The 21,945-nt window shown below is 58.6% G+C and carries 27 protein-coding genes; 11 read left to right on the forward strand and 16 right to left on the reverse strand.

Going from position 1 to position 21,945, the window contains the following annotated elements; translation table 11 throughout:
* The first annotated feature begins 259 nt into the window (after nt 1–259).
* Nucleotides 260–1,099 carry a hypothetical protein gene (locus tag R1W01_RS16650; protein WP_317275350.1) on the forward strand — a complete coding sequence of 280 codons (840 nt, stop codon included), beginning with the start codon at nt 260–262 and terminating at the stop codon, nt 1,097–1,099.
* Entirely contained in the window at nt 1,096–1,395 is a 300-nt protein-coding gene (locus tag R1W01_RS16655) for a hypothetical protein (RefSeq protein ID WP_317275351.1), read from the forward strand. The genes R1W01_RS16650 and R1W01_RS16655 overlap by 4 nt, the downstream gene beginning before the upstream one ends.
* 524 nt (nt 1,396–1,919) lie before the next feature.
* Here the strand turns inward: R1W01_RS16655 and R1W01_RS16660 are convergent.
* The 3 genes from R1W01_RS16660 to R1W01_RS16670 all read right to left on the reverse strand — a co-directional run bounded on the left by R1W01_RS16660 (nt 1,920) and on the right by R1W01_RS16670 (nt 4,106).
* Complete coding sequence (locus R1W01_RS16660) at nt 1,920–2,132, reverse strand: hypothetical protein (RefSeq protein WP_317275352.1); 213 nt, start codon at nt 2,130–2,132, stop codon at nt 1,920–1,922.
* Nucleotides 2,129–3,013, reverse strand: coding sequence for an ArdC family protein (locus R1W01_RS16665; RefSeq protein ID WP_317275353.1), 885 nt, complete (start codon nt 3,011–3,013; stop codon nt 2,129–2,131). The genes R1W01_RS16660 and R1W01_RS16665 overlap by 4 nt, the downstream gene beginning before the upstream one ends.
* A gap of 895 nt (nt 3,014–3,908) precedes the next feature.
* Nucleotides 3,909–4,106, reverse strand: a complete 198-nt coding sequence (locus R1W01_RS16670; RefSeq protein ID WP_317275354.1) for a hypothetical protein — start codon at nt 4,104–4,106, stop codon at nt 3,909–3,911.
* Nucleotides 4,107–4,547: 441 nt separating this feature from the next.
* Here R1W01_RS16670 and R1W01_RS16675 point away from each other — a divergent pair, with 441 nt between their 5' ends.
* Nucleotides 4,548–4,925 (forward strand): thermonuclease family protein, encoded by a 378-nt coding sequence (locus R1W01_RS16675; RefSeq protein ID WP_317275355.1) that lies wholly within the window; start codon nt 4,548–4,550, stop codon nt 4,923–4,925.
* Nucleotides 4,926–5,030: 105 nt separating this feature from the next.
* Here R1W01_RS16675 and R1W01_RS16680 read toward each other — a convergent pair whose 3' ends face one another.
* The 5 genes from R1W01_RS16680 to R1W01_RS16700 all read right to left on the reverse strand — a co-directional run bounded on the left by R1W01_RS16680 (nt 5,031) and on the right by R1W01_RS16700 (nt 8,703).
* Complete coding sequence (locus R1W01_RS16680) at nt 5,031–5,327, reverse strand: addiction module antidote protein (RefSeq protein WP_317275356.1); 297 nt, start codon at nt 5,325–5,327, stop codon at nt 5,031–5,033.
* Nucleotides 5,328–5,330: 3 nt separating this feature from the next.
* The gene (locus R1W01_RS16685; protein ID WP_317275357.1) at nt 5,331–5,627 is read right to left on the reverse strand and encodes a type II toxin-antitoxin system RelE/ParE family toxin; all 297 of its coding nucleotides are present in this window, start codon (nt 5,625–5,627) and stop codon (nt 5,331–5,333) included.
* Nucleotides 5,628–5,764: 137 nt separating this feature from the next.
* Nucleotides 5,765–6,082: a hypothetical protein gene (locus R1W01_RS16690; RefSeq protein ID WP_317275358.1), complete on the reverse strand. Its 318-nt coding sequence runs from the start codon at nt 6,080–6,082 to the stop codon at nt 5,765–5,767.
* Between the two features lie 153 nt (nt 6,083–6,235).
* On the reverse strand, nt 6,236–8,050 hold the full coding sequence (locus R1W01_RS16695; protein ID WP_317275359.1) for a ParB/RepB/Spo0J family partition protein: 1,815 nt from the start codon (nt 8,048–8,050) through the stop codon (nt 6,236–6,238).
* 254 nt (nt 8,051–8,304) lie between these two features.
* Nucleotides 8,305–8,703 (reverse strand): DUF3768 domain-containing protein, encoded by a 399-nt coding sequence (locus tag R1W01_RS16700; RefSeq protein WP_243613843.1) that lies wholly within the window; start codon nt 8,701–8,703, stop codon nt 8,305–8,307.
* Between the two features lie 614 nt (nt 8,704–9,317).
* On the opposite strand from R1W01_RS16700, the gene R1W01_RS16705 reads away from it, so the two are divergent.
* The 3 genes from R1W01_RS16705 (at nt 9,318) to R1W01_RS16715 (ending at nt 10,904) form a co-directional block, all read left to right on the forward strand.
* Nucleotides 9,318–9,563, forward strand: coding sequence for a type II toxin-antitoxin system ParD family antitoxin (locus R1W01_RS16705; RefSeq protein ID WP_243613844.1), 246 nt, complete (start codon nt 9,318–9,320; stop codon nt 9,561–9,563).
* Nucleotides 9,550–9,870 carry a type II toxin-antitoxin system RelE/ParE family toxin gene (locus tag R1W01_RS16710; RefSeq protein WP_317275360.1) on the forward strand — a complete coding sequence of 107 codons (321 nt, stop codon included), beginning with the start codon at nt 9,550–9,552 and terminating at the stop codon, nt 9,868–9,870. The genes R1W01_RS16705 and R1W01_RS16710 overlap by 14 nt, the downstream gene beginning before the upstream one ends.
* Nucleotides 9,871–10,304: 434 nt before the next feature.
* On the forward strand, nt 10,305–10,904 hold the full coding sequence (locus R1W01_RS16715) for a hypothetical protein (RefSeq protein WP_317275361.1): 600 nt from the start codon (nt 10,305–10,307) through the stop codon (nt 10,902–10,904).
* A gap of 112 nt (nt 10,905–11,016) precedes the next feature.
* On the opposite strand, the gene R1W01_RS16720 is transcribed toward R1W01_RS16715, so the two are convergent.
* The 4 genes from R1W01_RS16720 to R1W01_RS16735 all read right to left on the reverse strand — a co-directional run bounded on the left by R1W01_RS16720 (nt 11,017) and on the right by R1W01_RS16735 (nt 14,644).
* Entirely contained in the window at nt 11,017–12,516 is a 1,500-nt protein-coding gene (locus R1W01_RS16720; protein WP_317275362.1) for an anti-phage dCTP deaminase, read from the reverse strand.
* Between the two features lie 352 nt (nt 12,517–12,868).
* Nucleotides 12,869–13,657 (reverse strand): ImmA/IrrE family metallo-endopeptidase, encoded by a 789-nt coding sequence (locus tag R1W01_RS16725; protein WP_317275363.1) that lies wholly within the window; start codon nt 13,655–13,657, stop codon nt 12,869–12,871.
* Nucleotides 13,654–14,067, reverse strand: a complete 414-nt coding sequence (locus R1W01_RS16730; protein WP_317275364.1) for a hypothetical protein — start codon at nt 14,065–14,067, stop codon at nt 13,654–13,656. The genes R1W01_RS16725 and R1W01_RS16730 overlap by 4 nt, the downstream gene beginning before the upstream one ends.
* A complete protein-coding gene (locus R1W01_RS16735) occupies nt 14,057–14,644 on the reverse strand; it encodes a hypothetical protein (protein WP_317275365.1) in 588 nt (195 codons plus the stop codon). The genes R1W01_RS16730 and R1W01_RS16735 overlap by 11 nt, the downstream gene beginning before the upstream one ends.
* Nucleotides 14,645–14,806: 162 nt before the next feature.
* On the opposite strand from R1W01_RS16735, the gene R1W01_RS16740 reads away from it, so the two are divergent.
* The 4 genes from R1W01_RS16740 to R1W01_RS16755 all read left to right on the forward strand — a co-directional run bounded on the left by R1W01_RS16740 (nt 14,807) and on the right by R1W01_RS16755 (nt 17,545).
* Nucleotides 14,807–15,346, forward strand: a complete 540-nt coding sequence (locus tag R1W01_RS16740; RefSeq protein WP_317275366.1) for a multiubiquitin domain-containing protein — start codon at nt 14,807–14,809, stop codon at nt 15,344–15,346.
* The gene (locus tag R1W01_RS16745) at nt 15,343–15,723 is read left to right on the forward strand and encodes an E2/UBC family protein (protein WP_317275367.1); all 381 of its coding nucleotides are present in this window, start codon (nt 15,343–15,345) and stop codon (nt 15,721–15,723) included. Before R1W01_RS16740 ends, R1W01_RS16745 begins: the two co-directional genes overlap by 4 nt.
* Nucleotides 15,720–17,129: a ThiF family adenylyltransferase gene (locus tag R1W01_RS16750; RefSeq protein WP_317275368.1), complete on the forward strand. Its 1,410-nt coding sequence runs from the start codon at nt 15,720–15,722 to the stop codon at nt 17,127–17,129. Before R1W01_RS16745 ends, R1W01_RS16750 begins: the two co-directional genes overlap by 4 nt.
* 122 nt (nt 17,130–17,251) lie before the next feature.
* Nucleotides 17,252–17,545 carry a DUF6527 family protein gene (locus tag R1W01_RS16755; protein ID WP_317275374.1) on the forward strand — a complete coding sequence of 98 codons (294 nt, stop codon included), beginning with the start codon at nt 17,252–17,254 and terminating at the stop codon, nt 17,543–17,545.
* An 81-nt stretch (nt 17,546–17,626) separates the two neighbouring features.
* On the opposite strand, the gene R1W01_RS16760 is transcribed toward R1W01_RS16755, so the two are convergent.
* The 4 genes from R1W01_RS16760 to R1W01_RS16775 all read right to left on the reverse strand — a co-directional run bounded on the left by R1W01_RS16760 (nt 17,627) and on the right by R1W01_RS16775 (nt 20,629).
* Nucleotides 17,627–18,742: a Fic family protein gene (locus tag R1W01_RS16760; protein ID WP_317275369.1), complete on the reverse strand. Its 1,116-nt coding sequence runs from the start codon at nt 18,740–18,742 to the stop codon at nt 17,627–17,629.
* Between the two features lie 69 nt (nt 18,743–18,811).
* Nucleotides 18,812–19,075 carry a WGR domain-containing protein gene (locus R1W01_RS16765; protein WP_317275370.1) on the reverse strand — a complete coding sequence of 88 codons (264 nt, stop codon included), beginning with the start codon at nt 19,073–19,075 and terminating at the stop codon, nt 18,812–18,814.
* 49 nt (nt 19,076–19,124) lie between these two features.
* A complete protein-coding gene (gene scpB / locus R1W01_RS16770; RefSeq protein ID WP_317275371.1) occupies nt 19,125–19,742 on the reverse strand; it encodes an SMC-Scp complex subunit ScpB in 618 nt (205 codons plus the stop codon).
* A gap of 2 nt (nt 19,743–19,744) precedes the next feature.
* Entirely contained in the window at nt 19,745–20,629 is an 885-nt protein-coding gene (locus R1W01_RS16775; RefSeq protein ID WP_317275372.1) for a DUF1403 family protein, read from the reverse strand.
* Between the two features lie 113 nt (nt 20,630–20,742).
* Here R1W01_RS16775 and R1W01_RS16780 point away from each other — a divergent pair, with 113 nt between their 5' ends.
* Nucleotides 20,743–21,906, forward strand: coding sequence for a tyrosine-type recombinase/integrase (locus R1W01_RS16780; protein WP_243614235.1), 1,164 nt, complete (start codon nt 20,743–20,745; stop codon nt 21,904–21,906).
* Nucleotides 21,907–21,945: the final 39 nt, after the last annotated feature.

Here is a 21,945-nt window from a genome sequence, read left to right on the forward strand (position 1 = left end):
CGGGCCCGCTGCCGGGCCACAGCTGGGCGAGACCAATAAAATCAAGGACTTACAAGTCTCCGACACTGAAATTCCGTGCCACGGGCATTTCGGCCTTAAAAACAAGGGCTTTGCCCGCGTTTGCAGCTTGCTGCGTTATGTGTGGAGAAAATATGAGGCTGGCACAGCCGAATGGGCGCTTGTGGCCCGCTCCCCCCAAAGGAGCGGTCACAAGAAGCCCGCAAACCTGGTGGCGCAGTGCGCCTCAACCCCTCTCAAAGTGAAAACACACAAGGCACTTCTCGCCCTCGTGCTCGCTGCTTTGAGCCTGCCCTGCCCCGCCGCCTCGGAGGGCTGGGCAACCTCCGGCAGCTTCGATGCCGGGGAAGCTGACGAGATGCGCAAGGCGCACGCCGAGTGCGCTCCTCGCAAGGGCTGGTCGATCACCACCGACAGCTCGGCCCGCCTCTCAGACTGGGTTGCCCTTGATGCCTTCGAACGTTCCCTGCCCGGCAAGGCCCGCCCGAGGGAACACGCGTTCCGCCTGCCCTCGGGACCTGCGAGAGACAAGCTCCTCGCGCTCATTGCCTTCGCCGAGTCTCCCGGTGCGGGCTACGATGCGGTCCATCACGCGGCAAAGATCGAGCCACCCAAAGCGCCCTCCGATCTCTCCCTTGAGGAGATCGTCGACTGGATCGCCGCCACCCCCGGTCAGCACCACGCCATTGGTCGCTACCAGGTCATCCCCTCCACCCTCGCCCGGCTTCAGGACCGCCTCTCCCTGCCGGGCTCCACGCGTTTCACAGCCACGACCCAGGACCGCATGGCCGACGTGCTTCTGACCGACGCTGGTTATGGGGCGTTCCGGGCCGGGCGCATCACTCAAGCCGCCTTCATGGATCGCCTTGCCAAGGTCTGGGCCGGGCTTCCTCTCGCCTCCGGCCTCTCCGCCTATCACGATCATGCCGGAAACCGCGCCACGATCTCGCGCGCCTTCTTCGAAGCTCAAATGGCTCGCATCTTTGCGAACACCGCGGCCTCTGCCTCTCGCACGGACTTCGCTTCGCACCCCCTGCCCCGCACCCGGACATTCAGCGCCCGATCTGGAGGTTTCGAATGACCGCCCGTTTCGTTCAACTCTTCTGCGGCCTTCTCAAGAACCGCGATGGATCGAAGAAAGACAAAGCGCGGCTGTTTCTCCCCAGGGAGGGGCGCCTCTCTGTTCCCAATACGAACTCTTTGCACGGACGCCCAATGATCTGCGTTCTGGATCATGAAAGCGCAACCATGCTCGAAATCTCTGTCTGGAGTGAGGGTATCGGTTTCCGGATGCATGAGGATACCGAGACCTTCCTGCGGTTCGAAGAGCTCGAACAAATTCTTAGCGTGATGACTCGACCTGAACGGTCAGTGTGACAAGCCTATAAGCGAGCGAGATCATCATGAGCATGTGGCCAGCCTCGAGCGCGGACCAGAATAGGGGATTCAGCACCGCCAAACCCTCTGCCTCAAAATAAGCGATGCCGTAGCCGGTCAAGACAAAGCAGAACAGAAGAAAGCAGGTTTTTATCATGGGAGTGGCACCGAAAACGAATGAACCTTTGGGAACTGGCAGCGAGGGCCAGGAAGAAGAACGCTTGATCTAAGGCTTCGCACGCTCCGTCAGTAGACCTCCAATTCAGCGCTAAAACGCATCGGTGTCGAGAGGGCTGCTCCGAATTCTGGACTAGGGGCTATACACGCAAAGACCCCACCTTTTGCTTCACGGACCAAGGTGGGGCTTTCTCGATCTAGGTCGTCCGGAGGGACATACACTCTTCAGTGCTGAGAAAAGGTAATTTGGGCGCAAGAGAGCTCCGGCGGTCCGTCGCGGGATTCCAGTTGGCGGTGTGGCGCGCGCGACCGGCCTTCAGAAGGGCCGACGCGCACGCCGCTGTTTCCTATCTCCCCTTCTTCTCCTCGAGATAGGTGCGATACCCCTTCTGGTCGATGCTCCCGAAACAGATTTCTTGTTGGTCGGCCAAGTGGCGCAGATCGCAAAGCGCATACTCCATCAGATCAGCCACATGGCCGGCGGCGTCAGGATAGAGCGTATTGAGTGCCTCAAGGATGCGCTCGGCCTGAATGGCGGGGGAGTGTGCCGCCGCGCTCATGCTGCGGCCGCCTTGGTGCCGTCGCCTGCGGCCTCCAACAAGAAATCCGCCGCCCTTTGGGCATGGGAAGCCGCGCGGAAGATTGCTTTCTTGTCTTCCTTCAGCGCTTTGAGCCAGCTTTCGATATATGCCGCGCTCTGTCCAAAATCCGGCTCGAGGCCGAGTTGGGTACAGATCATGGCGTTTCCAATCTCCGCAATCAATTCCTCGTTCGCGTAATCCTCGCTTGTGGTAAAGGTCTTGATCCGAGCCAACCGCTTTTCAGAGCCAGTCCAGTGAATTGCTTCATGGGCAAGGGTCGAAAAATAATCTCGCGTGCTGTGAAAAGTGCTGACCGGGGGCATATGGATGTGATCTTTTGCCGGGCTGTAGTAGGCTTGCGGCTCGTCGCTGGTGATAATCTCAGCCCCGGTGCGGGCAAAGAACGCCTCCAGTTCGGGATCGCTCTCGGTGCCAAGGTCGCGCGGGGCCTTGGGACGGATATAGAGGTTCTCTGGCAACCCCTCGATCTGGTCTGCATTGAAAACCCGATAGGCGCGTGCATAGGGGACGTCTTCCTCTTCGCCATCGTCGTTCTTACGGGTGAAGGTGCCATATTTGACCACGGTAGAGGACTTCTCGCCCTTCTTGACCTGCCCACCAAGCTCTTGGGCTTGTTTGTAGGTCATCCAGCGGCTCGACACGAAACCCTGTTTTGCCGCCACAATCCAAAGCATCAACACATTGATACCGCGATATGCCTCGCCATTGTGACGCTCCGGCAAGGCGATACCGCTCGCACTTCCGGTCCAAGGCTTGCGCCAAGGCGGGGTGCCCGCCTCGATCTCCGCAATGATCATGTCCGTGACGTGGCTATATACATCAAACTTTGCTTTCGCCATTTGTGGTCTCCTATGCGTTGCCCTCTCGGTCTTGGTGCCGAAAATCGGGGCGGGGTTTCTGGCGAGGAAGCGCGAAGCGTGCCCCTCTCCTGAAAGCCTGCCTCCCGGCGAGGGCAGGAGGGGGACCCGTGCAATGCCGCAAACCAAGCCCAAAGCGGAGGGGGATCACCCGGCCACGCAGTTCGGCAAAGCCGAGACCGTGGTTGGGGAGACCGCTTTGGGCGCAGTGTTTCGGGGTTGCGTGGGGGAACCGGCGGTTCCCTACTTGGACGCGCTAGCAGCGCGGCCCAAAGGTGTCAGGGGCGTTCGGCTTGTCCGAATCCCCCTGAGCAAGAGATTGACGCACTCGTTCGGAGATCTTCCTCTACCCTCTCGACAGGTCTTTCCAGCCCGTCAGGGCCTTGCAGGCGACGAGCGGAACGGCCCCCATTTAGCGAAGAGACGTGAGGAGACTTGTGGGAAGACCTGGTGAGCGCGCCCGCGAGCGTCACCCGCATGGGCCGAGACAGGCGGTGCAGGGGGACCAGGACCGAACCGGGAAAGGGCTGGCTCGTGAGAGACAGGCCGCCCCGGTCGCAGCCGGGACCATCGCGCCGATCGGCTTGGGGGCCGCCTTGGCGGGCCTAGCGCGCAATCCTCGTGAAGCGAGGAGGTGCCCTGAAAAGACGCTCACCCATTCTCCAAATGCTCTTCTACTTCTTGGAAGAGGCCCATCTGGCCTTCCCAATCAAACACACCAGGTCGAACACCTGCCCCCGATGAATTCAAATCGCAGCTGACCCATCGAGAGACACACGAAACCCGGTCCTCTATTCCGATCAATCCGTCTCGGGAAGGCTTCCTTTGGATCAGCCCACGGCGGTAGGGGCGGCGCAAAGCCGCCCCTTGTCCCTGTTTATTCGGTGACGGGATCATCGTCGCGTTTGGGGAAGGCGACCATCTCGACATTGGGGAACATGTTGTGACGGACCTGGATCGAGGTGATCTCGCCGGCATCGTTCTGGTTGATGAAGACGACCCCGCAGGTGTCCCAGAAGTTCTTGCCATCCTTCTCACCGGTTTTGACGCGGAGTTTCATGTTTTGAGCGGCCATTGGTTTATCCTTTCATGCTGGCGTTTCGATGAACCCGCCAAACAGGGTGCAAGTCGGGGCAGTCAAAGGCTCATTTGACTTCGCGAGGAATGGCCCGCAGGGCCAGGGGAAATGAGCCATTGAAGGCCGTAGGCCGGCTGCCGCGCGACCCTGTAGGTTTCATCTCTCCGAAACGCCGAATGCAAAGGAGACCAGAGGGGCCGCAACAGGAGCTCCGCCAGGATCGAAGCGATAGGATGGCAAGACCGGGTTGACGCCTGCGGCTGATCGGTCGGATCATCAACCAGAACGATGGCGCATCCCTCGCGCGCCTGGAACAAGGGAACTGTTTCTATGTCGAGTTGGTTTGTTCGTAGACGCGTTGAAGAGAAACTGAACCGAATAAACAGGGACAAGAGACAGCGGGAGACACCCCGCCTTTCCGCCCATCTGCTGATCCTCATGTTGGGAAGCCTTCTTGGGTTGGCTCCGACCCAAAGCCCTGCAGAGATGATCCGCGCGTCTACGCTCTACATGATCGATGGCGACACCGTGGCGATCGGTGAGTTGCGATATCGCCTTGTCGGCTATGACACGCCAGAAACCTATCGGCCGCGCTGCTCCTATGAGAAAGCGCTCGGAGAGGCCACCACGAAGCGTGCACGCGAGCTGGTCTACAATGCCGGGATGGTGGAGTTCATCGTGCTGCCGGGACGCGATAAATATGGTCGGGGCCTTGCGCGGATCTTGATCCGAGGCAAAGATCTTGGGCGGCATCTGATCGGGGAGCGCCTCGCGCGACCCTACAACGGCGGCCGTCGGCAGAGCTGGTGCCGATAACAGGCCCACAGCCCGCGCAGCGGTTCCGGGCGAATAGCCCAAGTCCGGGCGGCGCGGGGCTGATGCCCTGAGCCGCCCGGACAGAAACCAGTCAGGACCGGCGGATCATGCGGCCGGCTGAAACGATACTTTGAGCCCAAGAGCTTTGGCGACTTTCAAAACCGTTGAGAGAGTAGGATTGCCTTCTCCTGACAGCGCCTTGTTTAAACCAACGCGGCTCATTCCGACTTCATTGGCCAGCGCGGTCATGTTCCGCGCACGCGCAACGGTCCCAAGCGCGCGGGCAATATAGGCCGGATCATCGCCACCTTCCTCCATAACCGCTGCAAGATAGGCCGCAATCTCTTCCTCGGACTTGAGGTAGTCAGCGGTATCATAGCGGGCAAATGTCACTTCTTTCATTACTCAGTCCTTCCATTCTCCAGCTAGTGCCTTGGCCTGCTTTATGTCCCGGCGTTGCGAGGACTTGTCTCCTCCACAAAGTAAGACGACAACATACTGACCTCGACGCATGTAATAGACTCGATACCCTGGCCCGTAGTTGATCCGCAGTTCAGAAACGCCATTGCCGACAGGTTCGGCATCGCCTGAATTTCCGACGGCAAGACGATCAAGTCGCGCAGTGATCCGGGCAATGGCTCGGTGGTCCTTCAAGCCGGACAACCACTCATCAAAGATATTGCTTCGGATCAACTCAACCATGTGACAACTATAGTTTTCGCCCCCAAAACTGTCAACTATAGTTGACAAAAATGGCCCCGCGCTGGTGCTTAGCGACGGGGCCAGTTGTCATTGGTTAAGAGGTGAGGAAAACTGTTCTCAACAGGGATAGCTTGGATTCAATGCCTGTTGCTGTCAATCCAGCGGCTCAAAAGTTCGCGGCTGCGAAAACACTCATCGGGAACGGCTGAACGTTTCATACGGGCGATGCGCTCGGCGAAGGCCACCTGTTTCGAGGTGGGTCTCAGATTGGCATCGCTGGCTCTGGCCCGAACAAGTTGGGCATCGATCCATTGGCTGAGATTCTGACGCGATGTGGTGGCCTCCCATGGCAGGACGCTCTCGTTCTGCTGAGCCAATGCGCGAGCATAGGCCATCTGCTTGGGGGTGGGCAGCGTCGCCGGTGAGGCAAATGTCTTTTGTCGTACGTGGGACATCGGGCAGCTCCTGTCGTTGATCCACTGCGACACCACAATAGAACAATACAGGAACAAAAGCAAGGTTTGGAATGCAGAACCCAGCTTCGATCCCCATGCTTTATTGGGCTTTCAACTCATGAAGCGGGGCGCTTTCGCGCCCCGCCGTTGGCTTCACTCCATGCCTTCGGGGAGCCATGCATCGATCTTTGCGGCCTGTGCCTCGGTGATCCCATGGGCCTGGCGCAGGTCCGTATCTCCGGCCAACAGAGCTTCCAGCTTTGCCACCTTCTCAGCCTTTTTCAGCTTGGCAAATGTCGTGGCTGTGGGGTGGCCCTCGGACAGGTCCAGAAGATCGCGCCACAGTTCGTTGAGGTAGGATCCGGCCACGCGGGAAAAGAAGTTCGCCGCGTTTGGGGTCCACACCTCGCGGATACGGGGCTGCGTCTCCTTGTCGATCATCGCAACCAGCGGCTCACAGCCCCCGCCATACTGTGCCGCAAGGAACCGGGCCAATTCACCACGTACATGTTCGGGGCCTTTCTTGCGGAACGCGCGGAACGACGCACCAAGGTCTTTCGCTTCCCACATGTTGCGCGGCGGATTGGCGGTCAGGCGCTCGTCAAGCGCATAGCCCTCTGCCTCGGTCGAGGGCCAGTTCGGGACTTCGGTTGTGGCGATGCCAAGCGGGTTGTTCCAACGCAAGGCATGGCTCAACTGATAGGCCAGAAGGTCGATCAGAAGATCGGGATCGCGCAGCGCTGCATGTTGGCGCGCGCCACGCGCGATGCGGCCCAAATCGTCACGCAGTTTCTGGCTGATGGGCGACTTCGGCGCACCCGTGCTTGCGTGGTCTGATTTGCTCAGAACACCCGCATCAATGGCGGCGGCTTTGTCTTCTTTGAGGACAAGACCCTCATAGGTCTTCAACACACCGCTCTGACCCACATAGATCAAGACACCTGCGACGGATTTCTGTTTGTCGGACCATTGTCCGGCGAGAGTGGCCTCCAACGCGGCGAGTTCCTCAGCTCCTGCATCGTCCAGAACCTCGCTCGCTGCCAGTTCGTCATAGCGCGCGCTGTCTTCCTCAGACAGTTCCCCTTCCTCTCGGTAGATGCGGCTGACCTTGCGTTCTTCCAACTCGTAGTATCCGACATAGGTTTCGCTCAGAGCCTCAGCCCATTTCCAGCCTTCGGCCTTCATGGCGTCTGCGTCGGCCTCCAGCTTCTTGGCGAATAGCTCATTCAAGAGCGACACATCATCAAGGTAGGTCTGCTCGGCAAAAAGATCGCCAGTCACCCGCCCACCTTCTGCCTGATATGCCTCCAGCCCGACATAGACGGCGCGTCGGTCCGTCTGCCCGACAGAGTCAGGCTTGAGCATCTGCTTGATCCGATGATCGCTATAGCCTTCGCCGCGCACATGCTCGAGAACGCTCAGAGTGTTGGCCTCGTCCTCGCTGATCGTGAACGCCGCGGCATTGGACAGGGTGATGTCTCCGGCCTTCAACGCATCCAGCACCGATACAGGCAAGCTTGCCAGCTTGAGGCGGCGATAGACATGCTGTTCATTGACGCCAAAGGCGAGTGCGATGGAAGGGGCTGGAACACCGCGCTCCGCCATAGCGCCATATTCGCGGATTTCGTCTGCGGGGTGGGGTTGTTCGCGTTGGTGGTTCTCGCTCGAAGCCCAAACCGCGGCTGTCGCTTGATCCGGTGCGATCTTCACGGAAACCGTTGCAAAGCGCGGATCATCTTGCAGCGTCTCGAGGGCGCGAAGCCGACGCCCTCCGGCCACGATGCCAACCTTGCCTGTTTCGTCGCGCAGCCCTGCGAGGTTTTGAATCAGGCCAAGCTGGCGAATGTTCTCGGCCAGCGCCTTGATGCCCTCGGGGCTGAACACGGTGCGCGGGTTCAGATCGGACACATAGAGATCGCCAAAGGGGATCTGTTCGGTCGGGGCGGTAATCGTCTCTTGCATGGTCATGGGTCTTTTCCTTGTCGTCTTGTTTGCGTTTGTGGTATTGCTGCCCCAGCCCTTCGGGGCTGGAGCGAGGGGGCCTAGATGGCCCCGTGTTGTTTCAGGAAGGCGGTTCCGATCTTGGCTGAAAGGCCGCCTTTCCCAACCAGCGCCCATGCTTCTGCGATACGCGCCAGTTTCCAATCATTGCTCATGCACTCACCTCCTTTCCGGCGCGGGTCGCGCCTGTCGAGCACCGCCCCTTTCAGGGCGGGCCGAGTTCAATAGTCTTCGGGCAGGAGGATGGTCAGGACGCGGCGGGTCTTGTTCAGGTCCGCGCAATCGTCGGAACCGAACTCATAGCGCGTGTCGTAGAGGTCCAGTTTCCAGTAGAGCCGCACCTCGCGCTCGCCTTCGGTCACGGTGAAAATGCCAAAGTCATGCGTCCCGTGCGGGTCGTTGTCTTCGGTGAATTCGCTGAACTGCATCACCGCAACCATGATCGCCACCTGTGCCTCATGCGACAGGGCCGCAACGCCGCGCGTCATGACGATCCGGCCGGGAACTGTGAAATCAGCGCCCCATGTGGTGCGAAACTGGTCGTTCTGCTTGGCGATCAGCGCAATCCGCGCCGCCGCGACCTCGTCGTCTACGGTGATCTGAATAGGTTCTTTCGCCATTTGTGGCCTCCTATGAGTTGCCCTCTCGGTCTTGATGCCGAAAATCAGGGCGGGGTTTCTGGCGAGGAAGCGCGAAGCGCGCCCCTCTCCTGAAACCCTGCCTCCCGGCGAGGGCAGGAGGGGGACCCGCGCAATGCCGCAAACCCAGCCCAAAGCGGAGGGGGATCACCCGGCCACGCAGCTCAGGCGAAGCAGAGACCGTGGTTGGGGAGACCGCTTTGGGTGCAGTGTTTCGGGGTTGCGTGGGGGAACCGGCGGTTCCCTAATTGGACGCGCTAGAAGCGCGGCCCAAAGGTGTCAGGGGCGTTCGGCTCGTCCGAATCCCCCTGCGCAGGGGATCGACGCACTCGAGCGGAGATCTTCCCCGACCCAATCGCCAGGTCTTTCCAGCCCGTCAGGGCCTTGCAGGCGACGAGCGGAACGGCACCCATAAAGCGAAGAGACGTGAGGAGACTTGTGGGAAGACCTGGCGAGAACAACGGGCCTCGTGAGCTCGCGAAGTATCAATCGCGCTTTCCTGCCAGGACTTGGAAAAAAGAATGGCAAACTTTGCCACACATCTTGTCATAGTTATGTTGTATTGGTTACTATCGCTAAACGAAGGAGTATCTCCAATGGCAACGATGAATGTTTCCCTTCCTGGCCCCATGAAAACTTGGGTTGAAGGTCGGCTGGAAGACGGCAGCTTTAGCAACACCAGCGATTACGTTCGCCATCTTATTCGGCAAGATCAAGAAAGAACACAAGCTATCAGCGCTCTGCAGAGCGCCATTGATGAAGGCGTCAATAGCGGCGAACCCGAGCCATTCGACTTCAAGTCTTTCAAGGCACGGATGCGCGAGCGGCATGTCCGGACGTAACCTCTCAGCCTACCGATTGACACCTGCCGCCCAAGCAGACTTGGAAGATATCTGGCTCTACTCGTCTCAACAGTGGTCGGTCACTCAGGCCGACCGATACGTTGACATACTGGAAGATATTTTTGAGCGCTTGCTCTTCATGCCGGAGATGGCGCGGGAACGTCCAGAGTTCGATCCTCCCATCCGCATCCATCCGAGTGCTGAACACCTTGTCATTTATCGAATTGAGCAAGATCTTCTGGTGATCCTGCGTGTTCTCGGCGCGGCGCAAGACTGGCAAGCAATGTTGAGAGCGCTGGATCATTGAGAGAAACGCGCTTCGGGACAAATTCCCATCAACATAGGCGAGTTGGAAGCGGTCTTGCTCAAATAGATTGAGAAGTATGGGCCGAGCGAGAAAGCAAAGCGCGCTATCAATCGCGCGACGACTATGAAAGCAGATCTTGGGAACGACTTTGCGGAGTTAGGGCAAACCCGGCCGCGGACATCCGGTCGATGGCCACGATGCTGCAGTGCGGCCCTTCAGAGGAGACATTCTCTGCGACTGCAAATAGGACGACTTCAAAACCAAAAGCTGAACGCCGAAACGAGTGGTTGTCGCGACGGCCGAAGTATGGCGAGTCTTCTAAACGCGGCTATCAAGACCACCCTCCATTTTGGCACACAGTGAAATTAGTGGCCTGTTTATTCTTTGTTCTCTCCAGTAGTATGCGACTGTTCCCATGAGGTAGTGAGGAAAGAATGAGGATCAGAGGCAGTCAATTCATTGAATTCGCTTACGGGGATAAGCGAAAGGACAAGTCAAAAGCGAAGAGCATAATTGATGATCTCGAGCTACCTTATGATCCTGCGAAAGATCGGTACAAACAGTTTCGCGAAGCAATGGCTTCTTATGAGGATAAGGCCATTTCGGATCAGCAGTTCCTAGCACTTCATACGAAGGTAGCTCCCAATAAGTCCTCCGGTTATAGAGTTCTCAGCCAAAACTACCTCGATCTAAAGGAGGATCATGCACTTATATGGCAAGGTCGAAGCCCCATTGAAGCGAATATCGCGGGCCTGCGGGTTACAACTGCATGGTACCTACGTACCGAGGCCAACAACCAAAGAAGGATAATTTTCCTCCACTTTGGTAAAGAGCAACTACCCAGAAAGAAAGAACGAGGCTTGCTCACCGTGCTCCGAATGGCTCAACCAGATTCGGCAGGAGTTGGTATCCTCAATATACAGCCAGGAACGCTAATCACGGCGACCCGGTTGAACCAAGAAGAGGCTGATTACCTACACGAACGGGCTGAAAAATTCTTGTTAATTGCACAGGACCTTAGATCGGCTGAATAGAGATCAGGTAACTCCGCGTTGCCTGTCGCTCGGCGCAGCTATGCCAAGATCAAAAGGTCGTACATTGAAGCGGTTGGGCAAGCCGAATCCGTATTCGGCACTTATCACGACGTTAACTGTACAGGTTCTCAATTATTGCAAACAGTTCTCGTGGTGTGCCCCCAACTTCTATGTTGCCAAGGCGAGGCGCCGCGCGCCCCTTGTACCACTTTTGAACCTCTCCTTGGTCAGTCTGTCGGCTCCCTTTTTCAAAAATATCGCGGTATCGCTGCGGAGAGATTCCGTAAAAATGTTCTATCGAAACTGTGGCGGCATCGGGTGTGTCCGGTACGATAATATCCTCAAACAGGCTCTCAGTTTTGCTCTTTGGGTACGGCTCGATGAAAACAATTCGTTCGACACCTGATGCCACGAGATGCTTTGCACAGTTATGGCATGGGTATGTCGTCACAAAGATGGTCGAACCTTTGACAGACCTACCAAGACGCGCAGCGTCCGCAAGTGCATTCATTTCAGCATGAACCATACGCCCGTACTCAGTGACACCTGAAACAAGCGACTTCTTGATAGCCTTTCGATGATCCGGGTCGTTCAAGATCTCTTCAACTGTACGGTCTTCGGGTATTAGCCCTTGCTTCTTCAGGATGCCCAGGAAATCAAATATCATGCGGTTGATCTCATTCTTGTTGGCTTCACCCCCAAGATCAATGTCGCGTCGCTTATTTCCCTCTTCGTCCCAGTAGTTGCCTCCGCCGTACTTTGGAACTTCATTGCATCCAATAGAAATAAGATCGCCCGACGGGGTGCAAATAGCCGCACCGACTTGTCTCGACAAATCGACTGACCTCAGCGAAGCAGCCTTGGCCATGTAGCTACCGAACTCATCTGAAGTTGGAGCCACATTATTTCTTCCGAAGAATGCTTTAATGAATCGTTGGCTGGAGTGCTCAATTGATGCTTCAGAGGTTCCATCGAAGAAAACATCTCCAAGATGGAAGATTTTTGAAATCCGCTGACCTCGGTCTTCGGCTTTTTCGTTTTGATCGATGGCGATCAACTGATCCGCATGCTGCTCACATCTTTCATTGTCCCAACCATGTTGTTCAGTCCGAATTCTTCCAGTCAACGAACGTCTTCGTTGTTCCAAAGGGGTGACAACTGAGACCTGCACAAAGCGTTTTCCGAACGCCTTTGTGAGAAGCTCAATCTCTTCGGGCAACTTAAGTTGGTCGATGATGAATGCATGCTCATCAAGCGGTATAACGGCTTGCTCATCCAGTTTTGCCTCATCCGTTTCGCCGCTTGCCGCAGCGGCGGAGCGCCTAAAATCGACAATTTGCCTGATAGCCTCGGATGCAAGAACGGCATTATTACCAAACGCCTCCCGAACGGCATTGCCCTTCTTGATCTTGTTGTGGAGTACGGATGTGGGAGCTTCCACAAAGCCTGTGCCCTTGGCAGTCAGTAGTCGATCCATCTCCTTGCTAAGAGAAATCGTTGTCGGGGTGTAGTCCATCTTCTTCAGCGTTGCTGCAAGGCTTTCACTCGCTTCGTGGATCGGGCATCCGATTGGACCAACCAAACCAAAAACTAGCTCGACACGGCTTCGCATGAAGAAATCTTTCCATAGTTATCAACACAATATTTTGCCTATTATCACGTTCCGTCAAGGCAAGTCTTGATCTGAACGGGCCATTGCATCAAAGTGGTCATGCTTGGTGGGGAGGCAACAATGGACCATAAAATGGATCAAAATGTGATGCAGAGCAACCAACCGCAGGCCCAAGCGCAAGACGATCAGACGCGTGATCTAGAACAGGAGCGCCGTGTCTACGAACGTATGCTTGAGCGGCAATCCGAGGCATCACGTCAGTATAGTATGGGAAAATTTAGATCTGCGTGAGGCTGGTCTAAATACACGCTGAATCCTACTCAAGCGACTAATCCATTGAGTTCTATATCTTTTAGCGCGCCATCATATACTCACTCTTGAGAACCAACAGCGTCATGATCTCGTCATCTCCTACGCGGAATGACTGCTCACAAAGCTCATGTCGGTCGGCCCCCTCGGTATCGAACCAAGTATCCGCGTCCATAAGTGAAAGCGAGATGTCGTCTCGGGCACCCTTATGCAGAATATCGTAGGCATTGCTTTGCGGATCGAGGGTCCGCCGCAGAAACCACCGCTCCCCGACACTCTTTGACCGCTTGAACCAGTTTAAGCCGTTGCGGCTATAGGAAGCCAAAAGGCTCGGTTCGAAGTCAAGATCTACCAATCTGTACGCCATGGCCGTCTTGCTGACAGAAAAGGCGTCTGAAAGAAGACGCACGGTGCGCATGTCGAGTTTCTTGAAGTCGCTCAGCGCGCTCTTGAGCATGAACTCTGGCATCAACAGCTCTGAGGCGAACCGGTTCGCACCCTTCTCCCGGGACAATCCTCGTTCCCGCCCCCTACTGCCCCCGATATCCTCTTTGGCACAAAACAGATGCTCTCCCCTGTGCCATTCCCAGTGCCCCAGTTCGTGTGCGAGGGAGAACCTCTGGCGCCGTAGATTTCCATGCGCGTTATTCACGGCGACTATCGCGCGGCCGACGTCAGCTCGACCATGGATGCAAGCCTCACATCCGTCCATTTCCCGGTAGTCGACCTTGGCACCTTGAAGCCAGGCAATGGCTTCAAGGTCGATGTCTTCCGGTCGCTTCAGGCGCAAAGCCTGTAGGACCTCCTCAGCACGACGCGGAGAATGGGTCATTCATCATCGCCCTTTTTGTCGGGCCAAGCGTCATCGTCGAACAGGTCCTCCAGGTCCTTCTCGATCCCTTTTCTGTCTCTCTCGGAGAGCTTCTTTCCATGGCGCGCGGCGACCGTGTCCGGCATGAAGCTGTCGGGTCGGCTCCCTAGCCTACGCTGGGACATAGAGACAACATTCTGGTTGTGCGCCGCACGATCCTTCTCAGCCGCGGCCTTGGCTTCCTTCATTGCCATTTTGGCGACCTCGTCTTTCGCGGTCTCCAGCCAAGCCCTCATGCGATCACCGAAAGTAGCAATGTCCTCCCCGGCCTCCTCAGCCTCTTTCCGAACATCCTCGACTGAGGCATTCGTGATAGCTTCGTCGATTTCCTCCGCCAGGCGATCTTGAAAAGTCTTCTTATCATTCGCCATCGAGCATCTCTTTCATTTCAGGGTGGGCGTTGCGTGTCCTTTTGACCCGCTGCACCACCGTGTTGTATTCCCTTTCATTCCAGTCGAGGCCCGTCATGATCTCGGACTTCGATTGCCCTTCCTCCAGAGCCAGGAGGTATAGCTGTGCATCGTCATCACCCTCGAACAGCGCCATAAAGCGGGCCATGAACTCTTTCTCGAAGAGCTGCCCTTCCTGGTTGCACGACGAGGCGATGTCCTTCGCGGCCTCCATGTCCTTGTCGGTGTTCTTGCGAAACCCGATCCTGGGGCGCTCTGATGCAATGCTCCTCATCACACCGGAGAGAAAGTCGATAAGAGCAACACCTTTGGGCCATTGGCGCGTCCCGGTGATCTCGCTCTTCATCACCCTCATGACGGCCTCTTGAAGGACCTCCTCCTCGTCACCGGCCCGGTTGTTTCGAATGCACCAGTTCCGCGCCTTCTGAAGGAGCATCCTGAGTGCGACATCATCGCGGAAGAGAAGGTCCAGTTCGTCGGTGAATTCCTTGAGGGTATGGAACTCCTGGGGTGTGTCTTTCGCCATGCCAATCGCCATATTCGCTGCTCTTCAAATGTATATGCAAACGCAGCGACCTTCCGCGGTCAAGAAAATCCAAAAAAAATCTGAAAGCTGCGAACGCCAACCCTCTTGTGCCGCGCATACACCTTTGAAGGCGCCTGCTGCGGGCGTCGAGCAGGCAATAAGAGGATCACTGCCATGACTACCGAACAGATGGAAATCGAAGATCTCCAGTCCGCCGTGAAGGCCGGCCGCAAGCCCCGCGACCACGGACCCTACAAGGTTCAGGTCGGCGACCACGATCTCAAGTTCACCGACGCCGTCATCTACGATCCGACGCCCACCGGCCGCCAGATCATCGAGGGGGCCGGCTTCCGCAAGGCCGAGGAACACCTCGTGTTCCAGGTGCTGCGCAACGGTGAACTTGAAGAACTGCGCCTTGAGGAAACCACGGACCTGCGCCCCGGTCAGGTCGAGCGCTTCCTAGTATTCCCGAGCGCGCAGTCGTTCCGCTTCGACATCGATGGCAAGCGCCTCGAGTGGGGCCACAAGGTCATCAGCGGGCGCGTGCTCAAGAAGCTGGCCGGGGTCGAGCCCTCCAAGTTCGCCGTCTGGCAGGTGATCCCGGGCAAGGATGACATCCTGGTTGGCGACACCGATCTGATCTGCCTCGCGGATGCGGGCCTGGAGCACTTTTTCACCGGCGTGCCGCAGACCACGGAAGGGGGTGCGGCGTGAGACTCCTCCCCCGTCAGGATCGCCGCTACCTCGAGGGGCGCGGGATCCCCGCTCGCGAGGTCACCGAAGGCGGGAAGAAGGGCGTGATCCTCACCGGGATCACGCTGCCGGAAGGCAAGTATCAGGTCGCCCAGGCGGATATCCTGATCCTGTTGCCTCCTGCGTATCCCGATGTTGCGCCTGACATGTTCTACGCAGTTCCGCACCTCACTCTTGTTACCAGTCAGTGTGAACCGCGCTGCACTCAGGTGCGGGAAACCCACGCGGGCCAAACCTGGCAGCGCTGGTCTCGCCACAACAACCAGTGGCGCCCCGGCACCGACGGCATCTGGACCATGCTGAAGCGGGTCGAAGAGGCCCTGGAGGTGGCGGCATGAAGCGCAGCGACATCACCCTCCACGCCCGTCATCGCGACAAGCTGCAGGCGCTGCTCGCGCACCCCCGTGGGCACGAGGGCGCCGCCTACATGCTACTTGGCAAAAGTGAGATCGCGCAGGACCTTTGGGACCTCGAGCCGCGGACCCGTTACACCTCCTACGAGGTAATCGCGATCCCGCAGGAGGACCGCCTCGATGCCAGCGACAAGCACGTCACCTGGAATACCAACTCCTTCGCTCAGCTCTGCCGCCGGGCCAAGGAGGAAGGCCTGGTGCCGGCAATCGTTCATAGTCACCCGGGAGGCTTCGACGGTTTCTCGGACCAAGACGACCGCAACGAACGCGACCTCTTCACTATGGCCCGGAACCGTAACGGCGAGGGGACACGCCTGGTGAGCGTCGTGCAGGTCGGTGACGGCTTCTACCGGACGCGGGTCTGGGAAGACGACATGACACCCCTGCCCTGTCATCGCGTGACCGTCATCGGCACTCGGCTCGAGATCCAGTCGACCGACGTGCCGACTCCGTCGGAAGCTTTGGCCCGGCAGGCACTGGCCTTCGGGCCGGAGGTCAACGGGCTCCTCAATCAGCTCTCCGTTGCCGTAGTAGGCTGCGGCGGCACCGGAAGCCCGGTGGTCCAGCTCCTCGCTCGCCTCGGCGTGGGGCGCATCGTGGTCATCGACAATGACGTGGTCGAGCACTCCAACCTGAACCGCCTGTATGGCGCGACCCGGAAGGATGCTCACAACGCGGTGCCCAAGGTCGACGTCATGGCGCGGGAGGTGACGATGATGGGCCTCGACGTCGACATCCGGTCGATGAACGGCTGGGTGGATGCGCCGCATATCCGTGACGCGCTAAAATCCTGCGACGTCATCTTCGGATGCACGGACGATCACGCCGGGCGCCTCTACCTGAACCGCGTGGCGCACTTCTACCTGATCCCGGTCATCGATGTCGGGCTGGTCCTTATGCCACATGACGATGGTGAGCCCGGCCTCCTCGAGATGGCCACGCGGGTCAGCGTGCTGTTTCCCACGTCGGCGTGCCATGGCTGCCGCGGCACAGTCGATCGCGTCAGAGCTCGCGAGGAGGACCTCCAGCGATCCGATCCCGCCGAATACGAACGGCTAAAAACCGAGGCTTATGTTCGAGGCGGGGGTAATCCAGCGCCAGCAGTTGTGACCTTCACCTCCGAGGCGGCCACCATGGCGGTGAACGAACTCCTTGCTGGTCTCATCGACTTCCGCGGCGGCGGTGGGTGGACATGGCAACGCTATCGCAAGCTCGACAAGGGCATCGAGCGTTCACAGGCGGCGCAGCCCCGGCCGGACTGCCCGGTCTGCGGCAGTGAGGAATACTGGGGCCTCGGCGACGTCGACCCATTCCTGGATCGTATCGGGTGAGTGGAATGATGATCGACATTGTGCGGAAGAGCCTTGAGCTCTTCCGCGTCATTCCACGAAGTGACCTGCTTGCCAGAGTAACACCCACACACCCGACGCCGGATCAGATCGTGCCGGGGGAGATGATCATCGTGCGCGATGGCGTCGACAAATGGGCCTGCTTCCACTGCCCCAGTGGGTGCGGCGAGACCATCAAGCTGTCCCTCAGCAAGAACCGGATGCCCAGATGGACGGCCATGTCAGACTGGCTGAGGCGCCCGACCATCTCGCCGTCAGTCCGCCAGACGAACGAATGCCGGTGTCACTTCTGGATCCGGTGTGGGCGGATTGATTGGTGCAGGGATAGTCCTCGCCATGAACTTCACAGCACTGACAGAGCGAAACTGGATTTCGTAAGAAATGGAAGATGGTTCTGAATGGCTGCTTTGCTGAATTGCCAGAGTCTGTTGCGCGCATGCAACGAATGACAGCTTCCCGCCCTTACCGCCGACGTTGTACTACCCGTCTGGCTCTTCAAGCTTCAGCCAGTAGCGGGTGTATCGGCGTTCGCCTGTGCGCGTGAGGGCCTCAATCTCAACAAGTTCCTGCAGATCCCTCGTCGCGGTTGCGCGTGATGTCCCCGTGATCGAGATATAGTTTTCGGCGCTCAGACCACCCTTAAATCCGTCCGGCCCTTCGCGGAACATCCGCAGGGTCGCCTTGGCCTGCCGTTCGTTCAGCTTGTCGCGATGCCGATCGTAGAAATGCGCCTTGGCAATGAAGAAGCCTACACGATCTAGGGTGACTTGCTGCGCGTCCAGTACGGCCTCTGCAAACCATACGAGCCACGGTGTGACATCCAGCGTCTTCTGGTGTTGTTCAAGTTGATCGTAATAGTCCTTCCTCTTTCGCTCGATGGTGAAGGCCAGCGCGATCAGGCTGGGCTGCCCAATGTTCTGAGCTAGGGATTTTTCGGCCAAGGCCCGACCCAAACGGCCATTCCCATCCTCAAACGGGTGGATGCTTTCGAAGTAGAGATGACTCAGGCCCGCACGCGTCAAGGCTGGCAAGGGTGCTTCGGCACCCGGCCCAGTCCGGTTGAACCAGTCGACATACCGGTCCATCTCATCCGGAACCTGTGCTGATGGTGGGGCCTCAAAATGCACGACCGGACGATCGAGACGGCCCGAAACGATCTGCATGGCATCCTCGTGCCGCCGATATGACCCAATGACCTCCAGATGTTTATCGAAGGCCAGAAGCATCTCATGCCACCGAAACAGCGTGCGATGCTCTAACGGCTCCGCATAGGTCGAGTAGACGTCGACTGTCATCTCAGCCACACCCTGCTCGCGAGGTTTGTTCGGATAGCTGCCTGGTTCCAATCCAAGGTGCCGGCGGAGTGAGGACTGCACGCTGCGTCGGTCCAGCATCTCGCCCTCGATGGCACTGGTCTTCATGGCTTCATCGCTCAGCAGATCGATGCGGAGTTGATCACGCTCGGACAGGTTCACATGGTGGACAGCCCCCAGAACCTCGCCCGACGACATTAGAAAGCGCTGTTCAAGCGGTGCCAGCGCTGCTTCGTCATACTGGAATTCCGGCCAGCCAGATATCTGCCAATTCCATGCCATGAGTTATAGGGCCCTCTTCTATAACTCATAGATAGACCATTTTTGAGGTATAGCTGTCAAATCTATACCTCACAGTTCCTCGGCGGCGCTCAGGCAAAGATACCCCTTTGCCACTTTGCTGCGTACAAGTTTCTCGCAGGCTCTGACAGCGTCGCCTTCCGTTGCAAACGTGACCGCCATGCTGCGGCCTCGTGTGCCGATGCGTCCCCAAGATCGGATGACAGATTGTTCTCCAAACAAAGTGGGCTGCACAGTCAATTGATAGAACCGCGCCATGTTCTGGGCCGGATCAATGCGTTCGAGATCGACAGGGTCATGTGCGCCGCTTTGCATGGCCAGAGTCTCGCCTGTCGGGCCTCATCCGTCCAACGACAAATCTGAATCAATCCACCCTGGCCGATTCAGCTTTGTGATGACCCAGCCCCGCATCCTCCAGTCCCTCCTGTTCGGGCAGGTCCTGTAGGCTCTCCATCCCAAACAGCGTCAAGAACCGCTCTGTCGTCACAAAGGTATAAGGTGCTCCACGCCGCGGCGACCTGGGCCCAGTGCCAATCAAATCCCGCGCATGCAGCCGCCCGATCAAGTCGCGGCTGATGTCCTTGCCGAAGATGTCCTTGAGCCCGCCGCGCGTGATCGGCTGGTGATAGGCGATGGCGGCAAGAACGGCGACGTCGAGTTCGCTCAGATCAAGTAGCTGGTCCCCGACATCCGCTGCAGCCCGGATCGTGGGCGCGTAAGCGGGTAGGGTCCGGAACATCCAGCCGCCAGCGACCTGGGCGATCTCGAAGGCCCGCCCTTCCAGATCGGCGGCGAGGTCCTCGACCAGAAGGTCGACCGAAGCCCCCTGCCCCACCACGCGTGCCAGGTCGTCGCGCGGCACCGGCGAAGCTGAGGCAAAGAGCACCGCCTCGATCCGGCGCATCCACTCCCGCCAGCGCAGCTCCGGCGGCAGGTCGGGCAACTCGCGATCCAATTCAGGGTCAGAGCGATCCTTCGCCATCCCTATACCCCGTAAAGCCGGAACGTGTCGCGGCCGGTCAGTTCGCGCACCGCACCGAGGTCCACCAACCGGTCGCAGAGCCGCCGCGCGGCACGATCCGGCAAGGGCAAAGCCGACGGCGCCGCGGCATCGCGGGTCAGGAACATTCCGACCGCGTTGCTGGCCCCCTTAGCGCGAAGCTTCGGCGCGGCCGCTTTCAAACGCGCGGTCCGGCGCGCCAGATCTTCCGCCAGACGCGTCCCCTCGATTACGGATGTCGTCACAGCGCGATGACAGGCGAAGCGAAGATCATCGCCTTGCTTGCGCAGGTCAGCCCGGTTCAGGCCGGTCGCCAGCAGCGGCACAAGATGCTCCCAACTGAGTGCTTGGACGAGGGCCGCATCCGCGAGGATCAACGCGGGCACATCGGACCGAGGCGCTTCGGTCAGCACCGCCTCCAGCACCATCGCGGCCCGGGTGACCGGGGAGCCCTGCCCCGCATCCAGCCAACTCGCGATCCGATCAGGGTCGAAAGCCGGCAAGGCTCGGCCCAGAGCCTTGATCGACACCGGCCGGTCCACCGCGCGCCGCCAGGCCAGGTAGGTTTCACCGGCAGGTCCGGGCAGATCGCCGGGGCGCAAAAGGTGTATCGCATCGCGCAGCTCCGCCTCCCGCTCCGGCCGCCCAGAGAACGCGACACAAGCAGCAGCCGCGCGCAGCGCGAGCCTGTCCCGCAACAAGGCGTGGGGGTGGTCAACTCGGCTCAACACAAGATGCAGGTGGTTTAGCGCCGCGCCCGATAAAAACGCAACATCTTCAAGGGTTTCAGGACGTGCCGAGGTGACCCAGGCGGGCATCCGGGGTAATGTGTCGAAGTCGCGGATGGGGTCCGGTCGGGCAAAGGTCATGCCTGAAGCCTACATCAGCGCGGCGCTTTTGTCCACAAAATGATGTATAAACCGCCCCACCTTGTCGCTCCTAGCTATGTCCAATAAGTTTGCATTATCGGACATCAAGTAATATGCTCAACGACATGTCGGAAAACCACGAGAAATCGAGCTCAGAGCCACCAAACGGGTCTTCCATCGACGAGGACAACGAGCGAGATCGCCCAGACAGAGAGGAGATCACCCTTCCCTCTCATGTGCCCGGTTCCGGGACCTTGGATCGGCTGGTTGATACAGCTCGCGACTATGCGAGAGCTTCGACGGCCGAGAACACCAACAAGGCCTATGCCGCCGATTGGAAACACTTCACCCGCTGGTGCCGCCTGAAAGGAACAGAGCCCCTCCCCCCGTCACCTGAGTTGATCGGGCTATATCTCGCGGACCTGGCCTCAGGATCGGGCCCTTTCCCTTCGAAGTCCGCGTTCGGACCCCAGTCGGCGTCCCGGCCCCTGTCGGTCAGCACCATAGATCGCCGCCTGTCCGGTCTCGCCTGGAACTACGCACAACGTGGGTTCGCACTCGACCGCAAAGATCGTCACATCGCCACCGTGCTGGCCGGAATCAAGCGCAAGCATGGGCGTCCGCCGGTGCAGAAACACGCCATCCTGCCCGAGGATATCCTCGCCATGGTCGGCACCCTGGGGTTCGACCTGCGTGGGCTACGCGACAGAGCGATTCTACTTCTGGGATATGCCGGTGGTCTCAGGCGCTCGGAAATCGTCAGCCTTGATGTCGGTAAGGATGATATCGAACACGGCGTCCGTGCGCCAGACAGCGGTGGTTGGATCGAGATCTTCGACGATGGCGCGGTGCTGACGCTGAACGCAAAGACCGGTTGGCGAGAGGTCGAAATCGGGCGTGGGTCCACTGACCAGACCTGCCCTGTCCATGCCCTCGAACAATGGCTGCGCTTTGCCAAAATCGACTTTGGTCCGGTCTTTGTGCGCACCTCGCGAGATGGCAATCGCGCGCTTGAAAACCGGCTGTGCGACAAACATGTCGCCCGCCTGGTCAAGCGTACCGTCCTGGATGCGGGCATCCGATCCGACCTGCCCAAGAAGGCCCGCCTGGCGCTGTTCTCGGGCCATTCCTTGCGTGCCGGACTGGCCAGCGCGGCCCAGGTGGACGAGCGTTTCGTACAAAAGCATCTGGGCCACGCCAGCGCCGAAATGACCCGCCGCTACCAGCGTCGCCGCGACAGGTTCCGCGTGAACCTGACCAGGGCCGCAGGGTTGTAGATATCTAAACCAGCAAAATGCAAAAGACCTTCCCCGCGG

This window comes from Shimia sp. FJ5, assembly GCF_032918335.1.
GTDB lineage: Bacteria > Pseudomonadota > Alphaproteobacteria > Rhodobacterales > Rhodobacteraceae > Shimia > Shimia aestuarii_A.